The organism is Streptomyces sp. NPDC040589 (assembly GCF_055594445.1).
Map to the genome: position 1 here is coordinate 16,092 of NZ_JBVIWP010000007.1, position 15,788 is coordinate 31,879.

A 15,788-nucleotide genomic window follows, 5' to 3' on the forward strand; every position below is an offset into this window, starting at 1 on the left:
CTCCTCTCGGTTCGTCGGATCGTCGTGGACCCGTCCACCGTCGCCCGGCCCGCTCTCGGCCCGGTCACGTCCGGCTCTCACCGGCACCCGCCACGCGAGAGTCACCCTGTGTAGCATCATGAACACGATGGGTGCGCGCTGCGAGTTCATGGTGCTGGGGCCGCTGGAGATCCGGCGGGACGGGGTGCCCGTGCCGATCGGCGCGGCGCGGCTGCGGGCCCTGCTGGCCGCGCTGCTGGTGGACGCCGGACGGACCGTGCCGGTGGAGTGCCTCGCCCGCCGGGTGTGGGGCGATCGGCAGCCCGCCCGCGTCCCCAACGCCCTGCAGAACTACGTGCTGCGTCTGCGCCGCGCCCTCGGCCGCGACCTTCTCCTGACCCGCCCGTCCGGCTATCTGCTCGACGTCGCCCCGCAGGACGTGGACCTGCACCGCTTCACGGCGCTGGTCCGGCACGGTCGTACGGCGCTGGAGGCTGGGCGGCCGGCCGAGGCGTCCGGCCCCCTGCACGAGGCCGTCCGGCTCTGGCGGGGCAACCCGCTGCCCGACCTGCCGGCGGAGTCACTGCGGGAGGTACTGCCGGCCCTGGGCGAGGCCCTTCTCGACGCCCTGGAACTGAGGATCGACGCCGATCTGGCGCTGGGCCGGCACGCGCGGGTGCTGTCCGAACTGCGCACCCTCGCCGGGGCACACCCGTTGCGTGAACGCTTTCACGAGCAGCGGATGCTGGCCCTGCACCGCAGCGGACGGCAGGGCGAGGCCCTCGACTGCTACCGGGAGGCGGCGGCCACCCTCGCACGGGAACTGGGCGTCGACCCGGGGGCCGGGCTGCGTGACGCGCACCGCCGGGTGCTGTCCGGTGACGACACTCCCGCCGCCTTCGCCGACCGGGACCGGACCGCGGGCCGGCTGCCCGCCGAGACCACGTCGTTCGTCGGCCGCGTGAGGGAACTCGACCACGTCGCCGACCTGTTGACGCGGACCCGGATGGTGACCCTGACCGGTGTCGGCGGGGTCGGCAAGACCCGGCTGGCGCTGCGCGCCGCGACCCGGTCGGCCCCTGTCTTCCCGGACGGGGTGTGGCTCGCGGACCTGGCCCCGCTGACCGATCCGGGCCTGCTGGACCGGGCGGTGGCGGAGTCGCTCGGCCTGCGCAACCACTCCAGCCGGCCCGTGGCCGACGCGGTGACCGAGCATCTGCGCGACCGACGGCTGCTGTTGGTCCTGGACAACTGCGAGCACCTGGTGGAACCGGTCGCCGCCCTGGTGCTGCGGCTGCTGCGGTGGGCGCCGGAGCTGACCGTGCTGGCCACCAGCCGGGAACGGCTGGCGGTCCCGGGCGAGCACGTCGTCGTGGTCCCCGGCCTCGCCCTGCCCGAGCGGGCCGACGACACCGGCTGCGAGGCGCTGCGGCTGCTCGCCGACCGGGCCGCGGCCTCGGCGCCCGGCTTCCGCGTCACGGAGGCGAACCGCGCCGCCGTGGCCGAGCTGTGCCATCGCCTGGACGGCATCCCGCTCGCCGTCGAACTGGCCGCCGTACGGCTGAACACCCTGGCCGCCGGGGAGATCCTGGACCGGCTCGACGACCGCTTCCGGCTGCTGGCCGCGCCCCGGGGCGGTGGCCCGGACGACCGGCGGCGCACCCTGCGCCAGGTCATCGACTGGAGCCATGATCTGTGCACCGAGGCCGAGCGGCTGCTGTGGAGCCGGCTCTCCGTCTTCACCGGCAGCTTCGACCTCGACGCCGCCGAGGCGGTCGGCACGGGCGGGGCGCTCGCCCCCGGGGACGTCCGTGATCTGCTGGCGGCGCTGGTCGACAAGTCGATCGTGTACGCCGGTCATACCGGACCGCGGGTCAGATACCGGCTGCTGGAGACGATCCGCCAGTACGGCCGGGACCGGCTCGACGAACGCGGTGACGTGTCGGCGGTACGGCTGCGCCATGTCCGCCACTACCGGGGCCTCGCCGCCCGGGCCGCCGCCGAGTGGTGCGGGCCGCGGGAGGTGGACTGGCTCACCCGGCTCCGCCTCGACCTGCCCAACATCCGTTCGGCCCTCGATCTGTGCGCGTCCGTTCCGGACCTGACCGGCACGGGCCTGGACATCGCGGTCGACCTGGGCCGTACCCGGTGCTGGTTCTTCAGCAGCACTCTCGGGGAGGGCCGGCACTGGCTGGAGCGGCTGCTCGCCCGCGCGGACGGCACCATCCGCCCGGACCAGGACGTCGCCGCCCGCGCGATGACGGCGTGGGTCGCCCTCTGCCAGGGCGACCGGACCGGTGTCCGGGCCTTCCTGGACGCGTGCCGGCCGGCCGGAGCCGCCGCGACGGCCCACCCCGCGGTCCGGTTCGTCGAGGGCGCCTGCGCGCTGCTCGTCGACGGCGACACCACGGCCGTCGACCGGCTCGCCCGGGCCCGCGAGGCGTTCCGGGCCGCCGGACAACCGGGGGACACCCACATGGCCACCATGATGTGGGCCATGGCCGCCGCCTTCCTGGGCCCGCGCGACACCGCCCTGGCCACCCGCGAGGTGTACGTCGCCGAGGCCGAGGCGTCCGGCGCCGAATGGGCCAGGAGCTGGGCGACCTGGTGTGCGGGGATCGCCGAGCTGCGGTACGGCGATCCGGTGCGGGCGCTGCCCCGGCTGCGGGACGCCCTGGCCCGGCAGCGGACGGTCGGCGACAACTGGGGGCCGGTGTGGGGAGTGGAGAGCCTGGCGTGGGCGACGGCCGCCGTCGCCCGGCCCGGCCCGGCGGCCACGCTGCTCGGTGCCGCCGAAGGGCTGCGCCGGGACATGGGGGTGGACCTGACCGGCCTGCTGCCGTTCCACACCGCGCATCTGTCCGCGGAACTGCGTGTCCGGGAGGAACTCGGCGACGAGGCCTACGTCGTGGCGCACGACGTAGGCTTCACGGCGGCCGACCGGGTGGCCCTGGCTCTGGATCTCACCTCGGCGAAGCGACCGGACGGTCTCTAGGGAACATAGAACTCGGTGTCGTAGTACCAGTCGTCGACACCGTTGAGCCGCAGCCGGCCGGCGACCACGAAGATCGACTCGTTGCCGACGTATTTGGTCGGCGCGAGGCATCCTCGGGTGAAGCCGGCGTTGAGCGTGAAGCCGGCGCAGTCCACGTTGCTGCCGAAGTTGCTGCTCACCGCACCACTGATCGACACCGCCACGCTCGCCGCGTTCTGCACGACCAGGACGGCCTGGCCGTACCTGCTGCCGTTGATGACGGCGCAGACCTTGAACTTGACGTTGTCGGAGACCTTGTGGGTCTTGTAGCCACCGCAGTGCCAGGTGGAGTTGGTGCTCACCGCCTGCCAGTTCTGCGCGGCGCCGGCCGGCGCGGCGGTGACCGCGAGGGCCCCCGCCACGGCCGCCGCCACACCCAGAGCTCTGAAACGCATATCGCCATCCCCCTCGATACGAACACTTGACCGCCCGTCGGGCGGCCGCTGATCATAGCGGGCCGACGGCGGCGCGCCTACGAACGCCAGTGCGATCCACGCTTGGCCTCCATCGCGGCCCGTCCGATCGCCCCCTTCCGCTTCCAGTCCTTGCGGATCTCCGCCCGGAGCCGGGCGTCCGTCTTGGCGACGATGCGCTGGTTCTCGCGCAGGAGCTTGCGGTAGCTGTCCAGCCGCCGCTCCGGCAGCTCACCGCTCTCGATGGCGGCCAGCACCGCGCAGCCCGGCTCGGCCTCGTGGGCGCAGTCGTGGAACCGGCACCGCTCGGCCAGTTCCGCGATCTCGGAGAACACCTGCCCGACGCCGGTCTCGGCGTCCCAGAGTCCGACGCCCCGCAGTCCGGGGGTGTCGATCAGGACACCGCCGCCGGGCAGGGCGAGCAGGTTGCGGGTGGTCGTGGTGTGCCGGCCCTTGCCGTCGGCGTCCCGGGTGGCCTGGACGGTCATGACGTCCTCGCCGAGCAGCGCGTTGGCAAGGGTCGACTTGCCCGCGCCGGACTGCCCGAGCAGCACGGACGTACCACCGGCGACGATCGCCGCGAGCACGTCGAGCCCGTCCCCGTCGAGCGAGCTGACGGGCACCACCGGCACGCCGGGCGCGCTGGTCTCCACGTCCTGGACGAGATGGGAGAGGGTGACGGCGTCCGGCACGAGGTCGGCCTTGGACAGGACGACGACGGGCTGCGCCCCGGACTCCCAGGCGAGCGCGAGGAACCGTTCGACGCGGCCGAGGTCGAGCTCGGCCGCGAGGGACACGGCGACGATGGCGTGGTCGACGTTGGCCGCGAGGATCTGCCCCTCGGACCGCTTGGAGGAGGTGGAGCGGACGAACGCGGTGCGGCGCGGCAGATACGTGCGGACGTAGCGCGGGTTCCCGCCGGGTTCGACGGCGACCCAGTCGCCGGTGCAGACGACCCGCATCGGGTCGTGCGGCGTGACGAACGCGGTGTCGGCCCGCAGGACGCCGTCGGCGGTGACGACATCGCACTGGCCCCGGTCGACCCGGATCACGCGTCCGGGCAGCAGTCCTTCGGTGTCGTAGGGGGCGAACTCGGCCGCCCATGCCTCGTCCCAGCCGTAGGGAGCGAGCGCGGAGGAAACGGATGAAGCAGAGCTGGAGGTCAAGGGTGACCCTTTCCAAGGTCGGCCCCCGGCCCGACAGTCGGTCGGGTCAGCCGGCGGCCATGGAGGTGGACTTGATGAACTGGATGCGGGCAGCGCTCATCGCAATGACAGCCATCGGTCAACACCTCCTCGTCCTTGGACTCTTCGGTTCTCTTCGGCTTCTCGTGGAACCGCCGTCACGGTATCCCGTCACGGCGGAGTCGCGTCAACCGGTTTTCGCGCAGTCCTCGCCGTTGAGCTCGAAGTCGTACGGCGGGGAGTTCTTGCCGCGCCAGGAGGCGAGGAAGCCGAAGGCCAGGTCGTCGCCCGCCTGGACCGACTTGTTGTAGTCGGCGGCGGTGGCGGTGACGCGGGAGCCGTTCTGGGAGACGGAGGCGTCCCACATCTGGCCGACCTGCTGGCCGTCCCGGAAGGACCAGGAGACGCGCCAGGAGTCGAGGGGCTCGTTGGTGGTGACGGTGACGGTGGCCTGGAAGCCGTCGGGCCACTGGTTGACCAGGTCGTACTCGACCCGGCAGGCGGGATCCTCGCTCTCGCGGTCCTCCGGGCGTTCTGTGGGAGAGGAGGTGCCCTGCGGTTCGGTCCGGCTGTCGCCGCTCTCCGGCTTGCCGGGCTTCTGTGACTTCCCCCTGTTCTCGGTGTGCTCGGTGGCCTTGCCGGCCGGCTTCGAGGTCGCGGGAGGCAGGGAAGGGACGGACGGCACGGAGAGGTCGGGGTCGGCCACCGGCTGACGGCCGGCGTCGCCGCGTGCTCCGAGGTCGTCGTCGCCGCCGAAGGGCATCATCGAGACGCCGAGCGCCAGGACGGAGACCAGGACGGCGGCGACGAGGAGGCCGTTGCGGGCGACACGCGCCTTCTGCGCACCCTCCTCCGATTCTCCGGGCGGCAGTTCCGCCCGGCCGGGACGGCCGGCGCCCAGACGCACCTCGGCGGCGCGGCGGCGGCGCTCCAGGTACGCGAGTCCGCCCCAGCCGATCACCCCACCGGCCAGCGCCCCGGGCAGTCCTCCGCCGTGCAGGCGAAGACAGGCGGCGGCCTCGGCGCACTGCACGCAGGTGGCGAGGTGCCGGGAGAGGTCGCCCGGGGCGTCGGCGGCGGGGGCACGGGTGACGGCGTCCAGCAGCCGGGCGTAGCTGCGGCACCGGGCGTCCATCGGCGTGTCGAGGTGGTTGCGGTGGCAGCGGTCCCGGAACAGGGTGCGCACCTGCTGGAGTTCGTCGTCGGCGGTGGCCGGGTCGAGGCCCAGGCGGCGGGCGACCAGGGACAGCGGCAGGGCCTCCACCTCGGCCAGCCACAGCAGTTCCGCGTCCGCCTGCTGCAGGTCGCGCAGTCCGCGCAGGGCCAGCGGGCGCTGCAGAGGCGGCCCGGTGTAGCGGGCGGCCTTGTCCGAGTTGAGCCACAGCCGCAGGTCGGGGTCGAGTTTGTGGCCCTGCCCCGCCTCCTCCCAGTCCGCGGCCGTGGTGCGTACGGCGGTCAGCAGCAGGGGTATGCGGGGCAGCCGGGCGGGACGGCGCCCGGAGGCACGGACCGGGCCGGCATCGGCGGCGCGTGCCTCACGTATGCCGTGTGCGAACGCCTCGCGGCCCAGCTGTGCGGCGGCCGTGGAACCGGACGTGCACAGGTCGGCGTACGCGAGGACCGCGTCCCAGCACTCGGAGAACAGCGCGGCCTCGGAGGCGTCCTGAGGGGTCGGCAGGTCGGGCATGAGTCTCCTGCATCCACAAGCGAGGTCAACTCACCATGTTGGCAAAGGAGTTGGGGGGAACCTCGGGGCGGGGGACGAGTTTTTCACGTTCTCGACACAACTGACAAGCCGCGTATTCAAATCCTGACGCGGCCGACTCCGGAAGTAGATACGTGCGGAACGCCGAAACGTCTCGACGGCGACCCGAAATCACATCGGGCCGCCATCGAGGCGCAGCAGGGCAGGAGTCCGGCGTCAGATCTCGACCGGCTCGTCCGCGGGCAGGCTGTCCATGAAGGAGCTGACCGAGAAGACCGCGTTGCCGGCGCCGGGGGGACCGTAGCCGGGGGGCGAGGAGAGGCCGAAGTCCTCCATCGTCTGCCGGTAAGCCTGGAGCAGACGGATGTGGTACTCCAGGGGCGCGCCCTGCGGGTTGGCCTTGCCGAGCGGGGTCGTCGGCTCCGGGCACCAGGTGGTGAAGCGGGGCGTGATGCCGTGGGACATGAAGAAGCGCAGGCCCTCGGTGGTGGAGTCGATGGCCTCGTCGACGGTCTTGAACCCGAAGGGCTCGGCCATCTCCACGCCCGCCACGAAGTTGGGGATGACGTTCCGTGCGCCGAAGATGTCCGCCGAGTCGAGGATGCGCTTGTGCCACTCGTCGCGGCCGACGTAGCGCTCCTTGCCCGGGCAGTACATCTTGAAGAGGTACTCGTCCCACACCTCGTAGTTGGGGTGGTAGATCTGCACGCCGTAGTCCTTGAACCGCTGGACGTCGTCCCTCGGCAGCGCCTGGGCCACCACCTTGCCGATCCAGCGGCCCGGGAAGTGCTCCTCGATGGCCTTGGCGTACCGCCCGTAGAAGTCCGCCTCGTCCAGGCCCTGGACCTTCGACGTGATCGCGCCACCGGTGAGCGTGTACGCGGTGGACACCTTCGCGGTGTCGTACCTGTCGATGATCTCGAGCGCCTCGAGGACTTCGTCTACGTCCTTCACGCCCGTGTACGGGCGGCCCGCCGCCTTGTGCTGGCGCCAGTTGTGGTTGATGTCGCAGTACTGGCACTCCTCCTTGGCACCGAAGTACTGGCAGACGCGGAACGCGGTCAGGTAGATCAGGTAGCCCCATTGGATGGTCGGGGCGACCTCCATGACCGACTTCCCGTTGGCGAGGGTGTGCCGGTAGTACTCGGGCATCGGCGGCACGCCGACGTCGGAGATCCGCTTGCCGTCGAGGTAGAGGCCGAGCACGCCGTCCTCGTTCGCGGCGACGCGGTAGGGCGAGGAGGGGTTCACCCGGACCGAGACGACGGTCCGCCGCAGGTCGTACGGGCCGCCGGTGAGGATGATCTCCTCGGGCGGTCGGCGCAGCGCGGCCTCGCCCAGCTCGGGCAGGGTGCCGTGGTCGAAGGAGAAGATGAAGTACGACTTCGGCTTGACCTCGCCGCCCTCATTGTCGCTGAGCGCGGACGGGTCGAAAGCCACTCCGCCCCGAAGCAGGTCCTCCTTGAAGACGGCCTCCCGCGGGACGTGCGGGAATCGCTCCATCAGATCCTCGACCAGCGCGGTACGGCTGCCGCTGCTCATCCCGTCTCTCCTCCCGACTCGGACGTACGACTCCTCACGGTATGCCCACGGCTGTGCGTGAGCGGTACCGGGTCCCCTCGAAGCGAGGCCGTTACCCCACCCCGGCGGGACACGCGCCGCCCCACGGCTGCCCGCGGACCGCCGCCCGGCCGATCGACGACAGTCCGTAGGTCCGCAACCGCTGGAGGGAACAGCCCCGACACGTCACCGACCGACGGCGACGCCAGGCCCGGTCGACGGCGACCATGACGGGCCGATGGGGCACGCGCCGGTCGGCGACACCGAGCCCCAGGAGCAACGGGCAGCGCCCGGCCGGCGGGGCACACGCTGCCCGCAACTGCCTGCAGACTGCAGCCCGGCCGGTCGGCGGGTGCCAACGGGCGGGAAACTGCCGGCGAGGACCCGGCCGCCGCGGAGGCACAGCCGGACACGAGAACGCCGCCGCCCGCACAGTCTCTCCCTCGGGGCGGTGGGTCTGTTCGCCCGGGCCGCCGCATCGGCGAGGGCCCGCCGGGTCACGCACCCCGCCCGGCCCATCGGGGCCCGCAGCAACCCGGCGGACAAGCACACGACAGCCGACCGGCTGCAGCCGATCCGAACCGGATCGATTCTGTCGATGTCAGCACATTCCGGCGCTGCTGACGCAGCGCACCGTCAGGCCTCGCGCTCCAGCGCCGCCAGGTCGACCGCGTAGGCCGGTTTCCCTCCGGCCCGCAGCCGTTCCGCCTCCTCCGCGACCGTCAGACCGAGGCGGGCCAGTTCGTTGCCCTGGGAGCCCGCGAGGTGAGGGGTGACGAAGGCGCCGGGGAGGTCGTAGAGGGGTGAGCCGGCGGGGAGCGGCTCGGGGTCGGTGACGTCGAGGATCGCGGTCAGGCGCTCGGCGCGCAGTTCCGCGACGAGGGCGTCGTGGTCGACGAGCGCGCCGCGCGCGGTGTTGACGAGCACCGCCCCGTCGGGCATCAGGGCCAGCTCGCGGCGGCCGATCAGGTGGTGGGTCTCGGGCGTCTCGGGGGCGTGGACGGTGACGATGTCGGAGGTGCGCAGCAGGTCGTCCAGCGGCAGCAGGGGGACGCCCAGCGCGGCGGCCTCCGCCTCGTCGACGTAGGGGTCGGTGAGGGCGGGCCGCAGATCGAAGGGGCGGAGCAGTTCGAGGACGCGGCGGCCGATGCGGGAGGCGCCGATGACGCCGACGCGGCGGCCGTAGTTGCCGATGCCGGGGACGATGCCCCAGCCGGAGGAGGTGCGGGACGTGCGCATCCGGTCGCGTGCGGCGAGGACGTCCTTCCCGGCGAGCAGGATCATGGCGAGGGTGTACTCGGCGACCGGCAGCGCGTTGGCGACGGCGGCCGAGGAGACGGCGATGCCGCGCCGCCAGATCCCGGGGGTGGCGAAGGACTTCACCGAGCCGGCCGAGTGCAGCACGGCACGCAGCCGGGGAGCCGCGTCGAGGACCGTCTCGTCGAGCCGGGGGCAGCCCCAGCCCGTCACCAGGATCTCGGTTCGGGACAGCGCGTCGAGCACTCGCGGATCGGTGAAGTCCCGCGCCACGAGGGCGGGATCGATGTCCACGGACTCCCGCAGCCGCGCCAGCACCTCGGGCGGGAAGACCTGCGGCACGTTCTCGGCGGCCATGGCGAACAGTGCCTGGGGGCGCTGGCTCAAGGAGGTGACCTTCCGGCTCGGCGGCAGAACGGCGCAACTGATGCGATAGAAAACGCTCTCTACAACGTCTCCACGGTAGGCCGGGCCGGGCGGCTGGAGCAATGGACACCCGGCCGAGGTAGGTTCCGGCCGGGGGCCTGCCGCCCCCACAGCCTCGGGGAAGGACGACGTGGATGACCGGGACCGTGACCAACTGGGCGGGCAACATCACCTACGCGGCCAAGGAGCTGCACCGGCCGGGCTCGCTCACCGCGCTGCGCGCGCTGGTCGCGGACAGCGACCGGGTGCGGGTGCTGGGCAGCGGGCACTCGTTCAACGGGATCGCCGAGCCGGGCGCCGAGGGAGTCCTGCTGTCGCTCGCCGCTCTGCCGCCGGAGGTGGACGTCGACACAGCGGCCCGTACGGTCCGCGTCGGCGGCGGCGTGCGCTACGCGGAGCTGTCCCGCCGGGTGCACGGGCAGGGTCTGGCGCTGCACAACATGGCGTCCCTGCCGCACATCTCGGTGGCCGGATCGGTCGCGACCGGCACCCACGGCTCGGGCGTCCTCAACGGCCCGCTCTCGACGGTCGTGCGCGAGGTGGAACTGGTCACGGCAGACGGCTCGACGGTGACGATAGGACGGGACGAAGAGCGGTTCGGCGGGGCCGTCACCTCGCTCGGCGCGCTCGGCGTCGTCACCGCGCTCACCCTCGACCTGGAGCCGGCCTTCGACGTCGAGCAGCACGTGTTCACCGAACTGCCCCTGGAGGGACTGGACTCGGGGACGTTCGAGACGGTGATGGCGACGGGGTACAGCGTCAGCCTGTTCACCGACTGGCGTGCGCCGGGCTTCCGGCAGGTGTGGCTGAAGCGGCGCACCGACCAGGCGCTGCCGGCCTTCCCCTGGGCGCCTCCCGCCACCGAGAAGATGCACCCGGTGCCGGGCATGCCCGCGGTGAACTGCACCGAGCAGTTCGGCGTACCGGGGCCGTGGCACGAGCGACTGCCGCACTTCCGGGCGGAGTTCGTCCCGAGCAGCGGGGCAGAGTTGCAGTCGGAGTATCTGCTGCCGCGCGGGCACGCCGTGGAGATGCTGCGCGCGCTCGACACGATCCGGGAGACGGTCGCCCCGGTGCTGCAGACCTGCGAGGTGCGCACGGTCGCCGGTGACGACCAGTGGCTGAGCCCGTCCCACGGCCGGGACACCGTCGCGGCGCACTTCACCTGGGTCGAGGACACGCGGGCGGTGCTGCCGGTGGTGCGGCGGGTCGAGGAGGCGCTGGAGCCCTTCGGGGCGCGGCCGCACTGGGGCAAGGTGTTCACCGTGCCCTCCTCCGTCCTGGGCGGGCTGTATCCGCGGCTGCACGACTTCCGCGCGCTGACGCGGGAGCTGGACCCGGAGGGGAAGTTCGCCAACGCCTTCGTGCGGGAGGTGCTGGCGCCGGCATAGGCCGCCGCCCTCTGACACGCCCCCCTCGCCGTGCCCCGCCCGCGCGCTCTGAGGCATCATGAACGAGCCACGGTCGGCCGCCACCGGTCCCACCAGGAGCGCACTTTATAAAGCCCCTTTCCAAACCCCTTGTCGAAAGTCCCGCCAGCCCATAGCCTTGCGCCGCGCCGGTGCCGACGACGACCCCGGCCAGGGCCGGTCCGGGAAGGAATGGGGCACTCCGGTGAAGCGCACATCACGCGACATCCGCACCGCGAACCGCTACGAGGTGCTGCGCCAGATCATCGCGGAGTCACCCACCTCCCGGCAGGAGCTGGCGGCCGCCACCGGCCTCAGCCTCGCCACGGTGGCCACGCTCGTGGGCGAGCTGCTCGACCTCCGCATGATCACGGAGGTCGGCTTCGAGGACTCGGCCGGCGGCCGGCCCCGGGGCCTGGTGGCGGTCAACGCCTCGGGGGGCGCGCTGATCGGTGTCGACATCGCCGAGACGTATGTCCATGTCGAGCTGTTCGACCTGGGGCTGAACGTCCTGGCTCGCGCCGAGGAGGACGTCCGCGCGAGTGAGAGCCTGCCCGAGCAGGTGGTCGGACATGTGGCCACCGCCGTCGGCTCGGTGGTCATGCAGGCCGGCATCGAGGGCGCCCGGGTGCTCGGGGTCGGGGTGAGCGTGCCGGGGCAGGTGGACCGCGCCACCGGCATCTCGGAGTACGCGCCCAACTGGGACTGGCACGACGTACCGCTGCTCGACCTGCTCACCGAGCACATCGCCTACCCGCTGTACCTGGACAATCCGCTGCGCGCCAGCGCGGTCGCCGAGCTGTGGTTCGGGGCCGCGCGCGGGGCCGGGACCGCCGTGGTGGTCAACCTCGGGACCGGGGTGGGCGCCGGGCTCGTCCTGGGCGGCGGGCTGCACCGCGGCGTGAGCAACAGCGCGGGCGAGTGGGGCCACACCACGATGGTGCTGGACGGGCGGCTGTGCCGCTGCGGCAACCACGGCTGTGTGGAGACGTACGTCGGCGCGCGCGGCATCATGCTGAACCTGCGGGAGATCGGCCCCGACAGCGCGCTGCTGCACGCGGAGGACCAGACGGCGACCATCGACGCGCTGGCCCGCGGGATCGCGGCGGACGACCCGGTGGCACGCCGGGCCGTCCACGAGACCGCCCGCTATCTGGGCGCCGGCGTCGCGGACCTGGTGAACCTGTTCAACCCCGAGATCGTCGTGCTGAGCAGCTGGGTCGCCCGCACCCTGGGCGAACCGCTGCTGCACGAGGTGCGCGAGGCCGTGACCCGGCACGCGCTGCCGCGGCCGCTGGCCGCCACCGAGATCGTCCTCTCCCCGATCCCCACCGATCCGGTGTGCCTGGGCGCGGCGACGTTCGCGCTGGAGGGCGCACTGCAGGCCGTCGGGCAGAAGAACGGCAAACGCACCGCCACCGTGAGGAGCCGAACCGCCGCCGCACCACCCTCATAGCGGCGGAAGCAACTCCTCCACTCCCCCCGCATGTTCGAAATCGCGAACCGGACACAACGCTTCGAACAGACTTCGTCCAACCCCTTGCCGAAGCCTTAGCCGAAGCTCTAGCGTCCCGCACCGCACCTCTCTTTGAGCCATCTGGCGCGAGCCCCCGGGCCCGTGAGCCAACAGGCAGTGAGCCGAAGAGCCGCAGCCGCACTCGAGACAAGGACGTCAGCATGTCGGCATCGAGCAACATGAACTGGGACCGCCGAACCGTACTGCGGGCCGCGATGGGCCTGGCCGCCGCCGGCGGACTCGCCGCGTGCGGCAGCAACACCGGGCGGGGCGGTGGGTCCGGGTCGGGCGAGGGCCTCACCCAGTACTTCCACGCGTACGGCGAGGCCGGCGTCGAGCAGGCCGTCAAGCGCTACGCGAAGGCCTACAAGGACGCCGACGTGACCACGCAGTGGATCACCGGCAACAACTACGAGCAGAAGCTCTTCGCCGCGCTGCTCACCAAGAACGCGCCGGACGTCTTCGAGTTCCACCCGCAGATCCAGCTCGTCAAGAGCGGTCAGGTGGCCGACCTGACGGACATCATCGAGCCGGTCAAGGACGACTTCAACCCGGCCGACATCAAGTCGCACACGGTCGACGGCAAGATATACGGCATCCGGATGATCGACGACCCGCAGTTCCTCTTCTACCGGCCCTCGCTGTTCGAGAAGGCGAAGATCGAGGTTCCGACCACGCTGGAAGAGCTGATCGAGGCCGCCGACAAGCTGACCACCAACAAGGTCAAGGGCATCTTCCTCGGCAACGACCTGACCTCGATCCAGCACAACGTGATCTGGTCGGCCGGCGCCGACACCCTCACCGCCGACAACAAGCCCGCCTTCAACACCGACGGCGTCGCCGACGGCCTCAAGCAGCTGCGCGGTCTGTTCACCAGTGGCAACCTGCTCCTCGACGCCCCCGCCGACTCGTGGGACCCGTCGGCCTTCAACCAGGGCCTGACCGCGATCCAGTGGTGCGGCATGTGGGCCATGCCGGCCATGCAGCAGGCGCTCGGCGACGACATCGGCATCTTCCCCTTCCCGAAGATCGGTTCCGCCGGCAAGGAGTCGGTCTACAACGGCGGCTGGTCGATGTTCGTCAACGCCAAGGGCGACAACGTCGAGGCGGCCAAGGAATACGTCAAGTGGCTGTGGATCGACCAGAAGAAGTACCAGGAGGACTTCGCCACCTCCTACGGCTTCCACATCCCGCCGCGCTCCTCCCTCGCCCAGTCCGCGAGCAAGCTGAAGTCCGGTCTGCCGGCCGAGGGCGTGAAGCTCTTCAACGAGTTCGGCCACTTCGACAACATCGGCTGGACCCAGGCCATGATCGCCGCGATCAACGACGTCATGGCGAACTCCGTCCGCAAGAACGGCGACCCCAAGGCGCAGCTCGCGGCCGCGGAGAAGAAGGTCAACGCCGAGCTCAAGAAGCTGTTCGGTTAGGCCCGGCGGACGGACCACGACATGTCGACCACCACCACACGCGGGGTCGCCCAGCCCGCCCCGGCCAAGGTCTCCGAGACCCGGCCGAGGCGGGGCCTGAGGGCGAGCAGCACCTTCAACTTCTGGCTTTTCACCGGGCCGTTCCTGATCGGCCTGGTGATCTTCGTCTTCGTGCCCATCGGCTGGAGCATCTGGCTCAGCTTCTTCGAGGCACGCTTCACCGTCACGCCGAGCGAGTTCGTCGGCTTCGACAACTACAGACAGATCCTGACGGACACGAACTTCCGGAACTCGCTCGTCACGTTCACCGTGTTCGCCGCGTTCATCGTGCCCGCCACCTGGGCCATGTCGCTGGGACTCGCCCTGCTGGTGAACCGGCTGCGGTTCATGCGGGCGTTCTTCCGTTCGGTGTTCTTCCTGCCGACCGCGGTCAGCTATGTCGCCGCCGCGCTGATCTGGAAGATGTCCATCTTCAACGGCGTCCGCTTCGGCCTCGCCAACACCGTCATCGGCTGGTTCGGCATCGACAACGTCGCCTGGCTGGCCAACCCCGACCCGCCCTGGTACTGGCTGGTCATCGTGACCGTCCGTCTCTGGCTGCAGTCGGGGTTCTACATGATCCTGTTCCTCGCGGCGCTGCAGAACATCCCGCGGGAGCTGTACGAGGCCGCCTCCATCGACGGAGCGAAGCCGGGCTGGCAGACCTTCCGGCACATCACGCTGCCCCAGCTGCGGGCCACGTCCACCGCGGTGATCCTGCTGCTGCTCGTCGCCGCCTACCAGGCCTTCGACGAGTTCTTCAACCTGCTGTCCAAGGCCACCTGGGGCCAGCCGCCCCTGGTCGAGTTGTACAAGATGGCCCTCGGCAACAACCAGAACTACGGCGCGGGCAGCGCGGGCGCGGTCGTCCTGACCCTGCTCATCTGCGTCGTCACACTGCTCCAGGGCAAGATCATGGGCTTCGGAAGGGGTGAGGAGTCCAAGTGACCACCACAGCACCCGACATCCGCGAGGGCGCGAAGCCGGCCGCCAAGGCCAAGCGTGGCGGCGGGGTCCTCGGCAACACCGGCCTGTACATCGCGACCGGCATCGCGGCCCTGCTCTTCCTGATCCCCTTCTATCTGATCGTCCGCAACGCGCTGATGACGGACCAGGAGATCACGGGCGAGGAGTGGAAGTGGTTCCCCACCTCCATCCAGTGGGGCAACATCACCGAGCCCTTCAACGACGTCACGGTCGACTTCGCCCAGTCCCTGTGGAACTCGGTGGTCGTGGCCGTCCTGCACACCGCCGGCATCCTGCTGATCTGCTCGCTGGCCGGGTACGGCCTCGCCCGGATCCCGTACAAGCACGCCAACAAGGTGTTCTACGCCGTCCTGGCGACGCTGATGGTTCCCACGGCGGTCACCTTCGTGCCGAGCTTCGTCCTGGTCTCGTCCCTCGGCTGGGTGGACAGTTACCGGGGTCTCATCATCCCGGGGCTCTTCAGTGGTTTCACCTGCTTCCTGTTCCGGCAGTACTTCCTGGGGTTCCCCAAGGAGCTGGAGGAGGCGGCGCGCGTGGACGGGCTCGGCTACTGGGGCGCGTACTGGCGTGTCGTCGTGCCGAACTCGCTGAACTTCTTCGCGGCCATCGCCACGATCACCTTCATCAACGGCTGGAACGCCTTCCTGTGGCCCCTGGTCATCGGCCAGGACCCGAGCGCCTGGACGGTCCAGGTGGCGCTGTCGTCGTACATGACGAACCAGACCGTCAACTATCACCTGATCTTCATGGCCACGGCCATTTCCATCCTGCCCCTGGTGTTCGTCTTCCTCTTCCTCCAGCGCTGGCTGGTGCAGGGGATCGCCCAGACCGGCATCAAGGGCTGAGCTAGGA

The 15,788-nt window shown here is 71.0% G+C and carries 11 protein-coding genes; 6 read left to right on the forward strand and 5 right to left on the reverse strand.

Going from position 1 to position 15,788, the window contains the following annotated elements:
* Window positions 1-118: 118 nt before the first annotated feature.
* Window positions 119-2,974 (forward strand): AfsR/SARP family transcriptional regulator, encoded by a 2,856-nt coding sequence (locus ACZ58V_RS28255; protein WP_471293331.1) that lies wholly within the window; start codon window positions 119-121, stop codon window positions 2,972-2,974.
* Here ACZ58V_RS28255 and ACZ58V_RS28260 read toward each other — a convergent pair.
* The 5 genes from ACZ58V_RS28260 to ACZ58V_RS28280 all read right to left on the reverse strand — a co-directional run bounded on the left by ACZ58V_RS28260 (window position 2,971) and on the right by ACZ58V_RS28280 (window position 9,519).
* On the reverse strand, window positions 2,971-3,408 hold the full coding sequence (locus tag ACZ58V_RS28260) for a hypothetical protein (protein ID WP_471293334.1): 438 nt from the start codon (window positions 3,406-3,408) through the stop codon (window positions 2,971-2,973). The genes ACZ58V_RS28255 and ACZ58V_RS28260 overlap by 4 nt on opposite strands.
* A gap of 77 nt (window positions 3,409-3,485) precedes the next feature.
* Entirely contained in the window at window positions 3,486-4,592 is a 1,107-nt protein-coding gene (gene rsgA, locus ACZ58V_RS28265; RefSeq protein ID WP_471293337.1) for a ribosome small subunit-dependent GTPase A, read from the reverse strand.
* Window positions 4,593-4,797: 205 nt separating this feature from the next.
* The gene (locus ACZ58V_RS28270) at window positions 4,798-6,297 is read right to left on the reverse strand and encodes a cellulose-binding domain-containing protein (RefSeq protein ID WP_471293340.1); all 1,500 of its coding nucleotides are present in this window, start codon (window positions 6,295-6,297) and stop codon (window positions 4,798-4,800) included.
* Window positions 6,298-6,531: 234 nt separating this feature from the next.
* Window positions 6,532-7,857 (reverse strand): radical SAM protein, encoded by a 1,326-nt coding sequence (locus ACZ58V_RS28275; protein WP_468199078.1) that lies wholly within the window; start codon window positions 7,855-7,857, stop codon window positions 6,532-6,534.
* 654 nt (window positions 7,858-8,511) lie between these two features.
* Window positions 8,512-9,519, reverse strand: coding sequence for a hydroxyacid dehydrogenase (locus ACZ58V_RS28280; RefSeq protein WP_471293342.1), 1,008 nt, complete (start codon window positions 9,517-9,519; stop codon window positions 8,512-8,514).
* 173 nt (window positions 9,520-9,692) lie between these two features.
* On the opposite strand from ACZ58V_RS28280, the gene ACZ58V_RS28285 reads away from it, so the two are divergent.
* The 5 genes from ACZ58V_RS28285 (at window position 9,693) to ACZ58V_RS28305 (ending at window position 15,781) form a co-directional block, all read left to right on the forward strand.
* Window positions 9,693-10,949, forward strand: coding sequence for a D-arabinono-1,4-lactone oxidase (locus ACZ58V_RS28285; protein WP_468199083.1), 1,257 nt, complete (start codon window positions 9,693-9,695; stop codon window positions 10,947-10,949).
* A gap of 223 nt (window positions 10,950-11,172) precedes the next feature.
* On the forward strand, window positions 11,173-12,423 hold the full coding sequence (locus tag ACZ58V_RS28290; RefSeq protein ID WP_471293346.1) for an ROK family transcriptional regulator: 1,251 nt from the start codon (window positions 11,173-11,175) through the stop codon (window positions 12,421-12,423).
* Between the two features lie 221 nt (window positions 12,424-12,644).
* Window positions 12,645-13,910, forward strand: a complete 1,266-nt coding sequence (locus tag ACZ58V_RS28295) for an ABC transporter substrate-binding protein (protein WP_189721422.1) — start codon at window positions 12,645-12,647, stop codon at window positions 13,908-13,910.
* A gap of 21 nt (window positions 13,911-13,931) precedes the next feature.
* Window positions 13,932-14,897 (forward strand): carbohydrate ABC transporter permease, encoded by a 966-nt coding sequence (locus ACZ58V_RS28300; RefSeq protein ID WP_468199089.1) that lies wholly within the window; start codon window positions 13,932-13,934, stop codon window positions 14,895-14,897.
* The gene (locus ACZ58V_RS28305; RefSeq protein ID WP_359888195.1) at window positions 14,894-15,781 is read left to right on the forward strand and encodes a carbohydrate ABC transporter permease; all 888 of its coding nucleotides are present in this window, start codon (window positions 14,894-14,896) and stop codon (window positions 15,779-15,781) included. Before ACZ58V_RS28300 ends, ACZ58V_RS28305 begins: the two co-directional genes overlap by 4 nt.
* Window positions 15,782-15,788 lie beyond the last annotated feature (7 nt).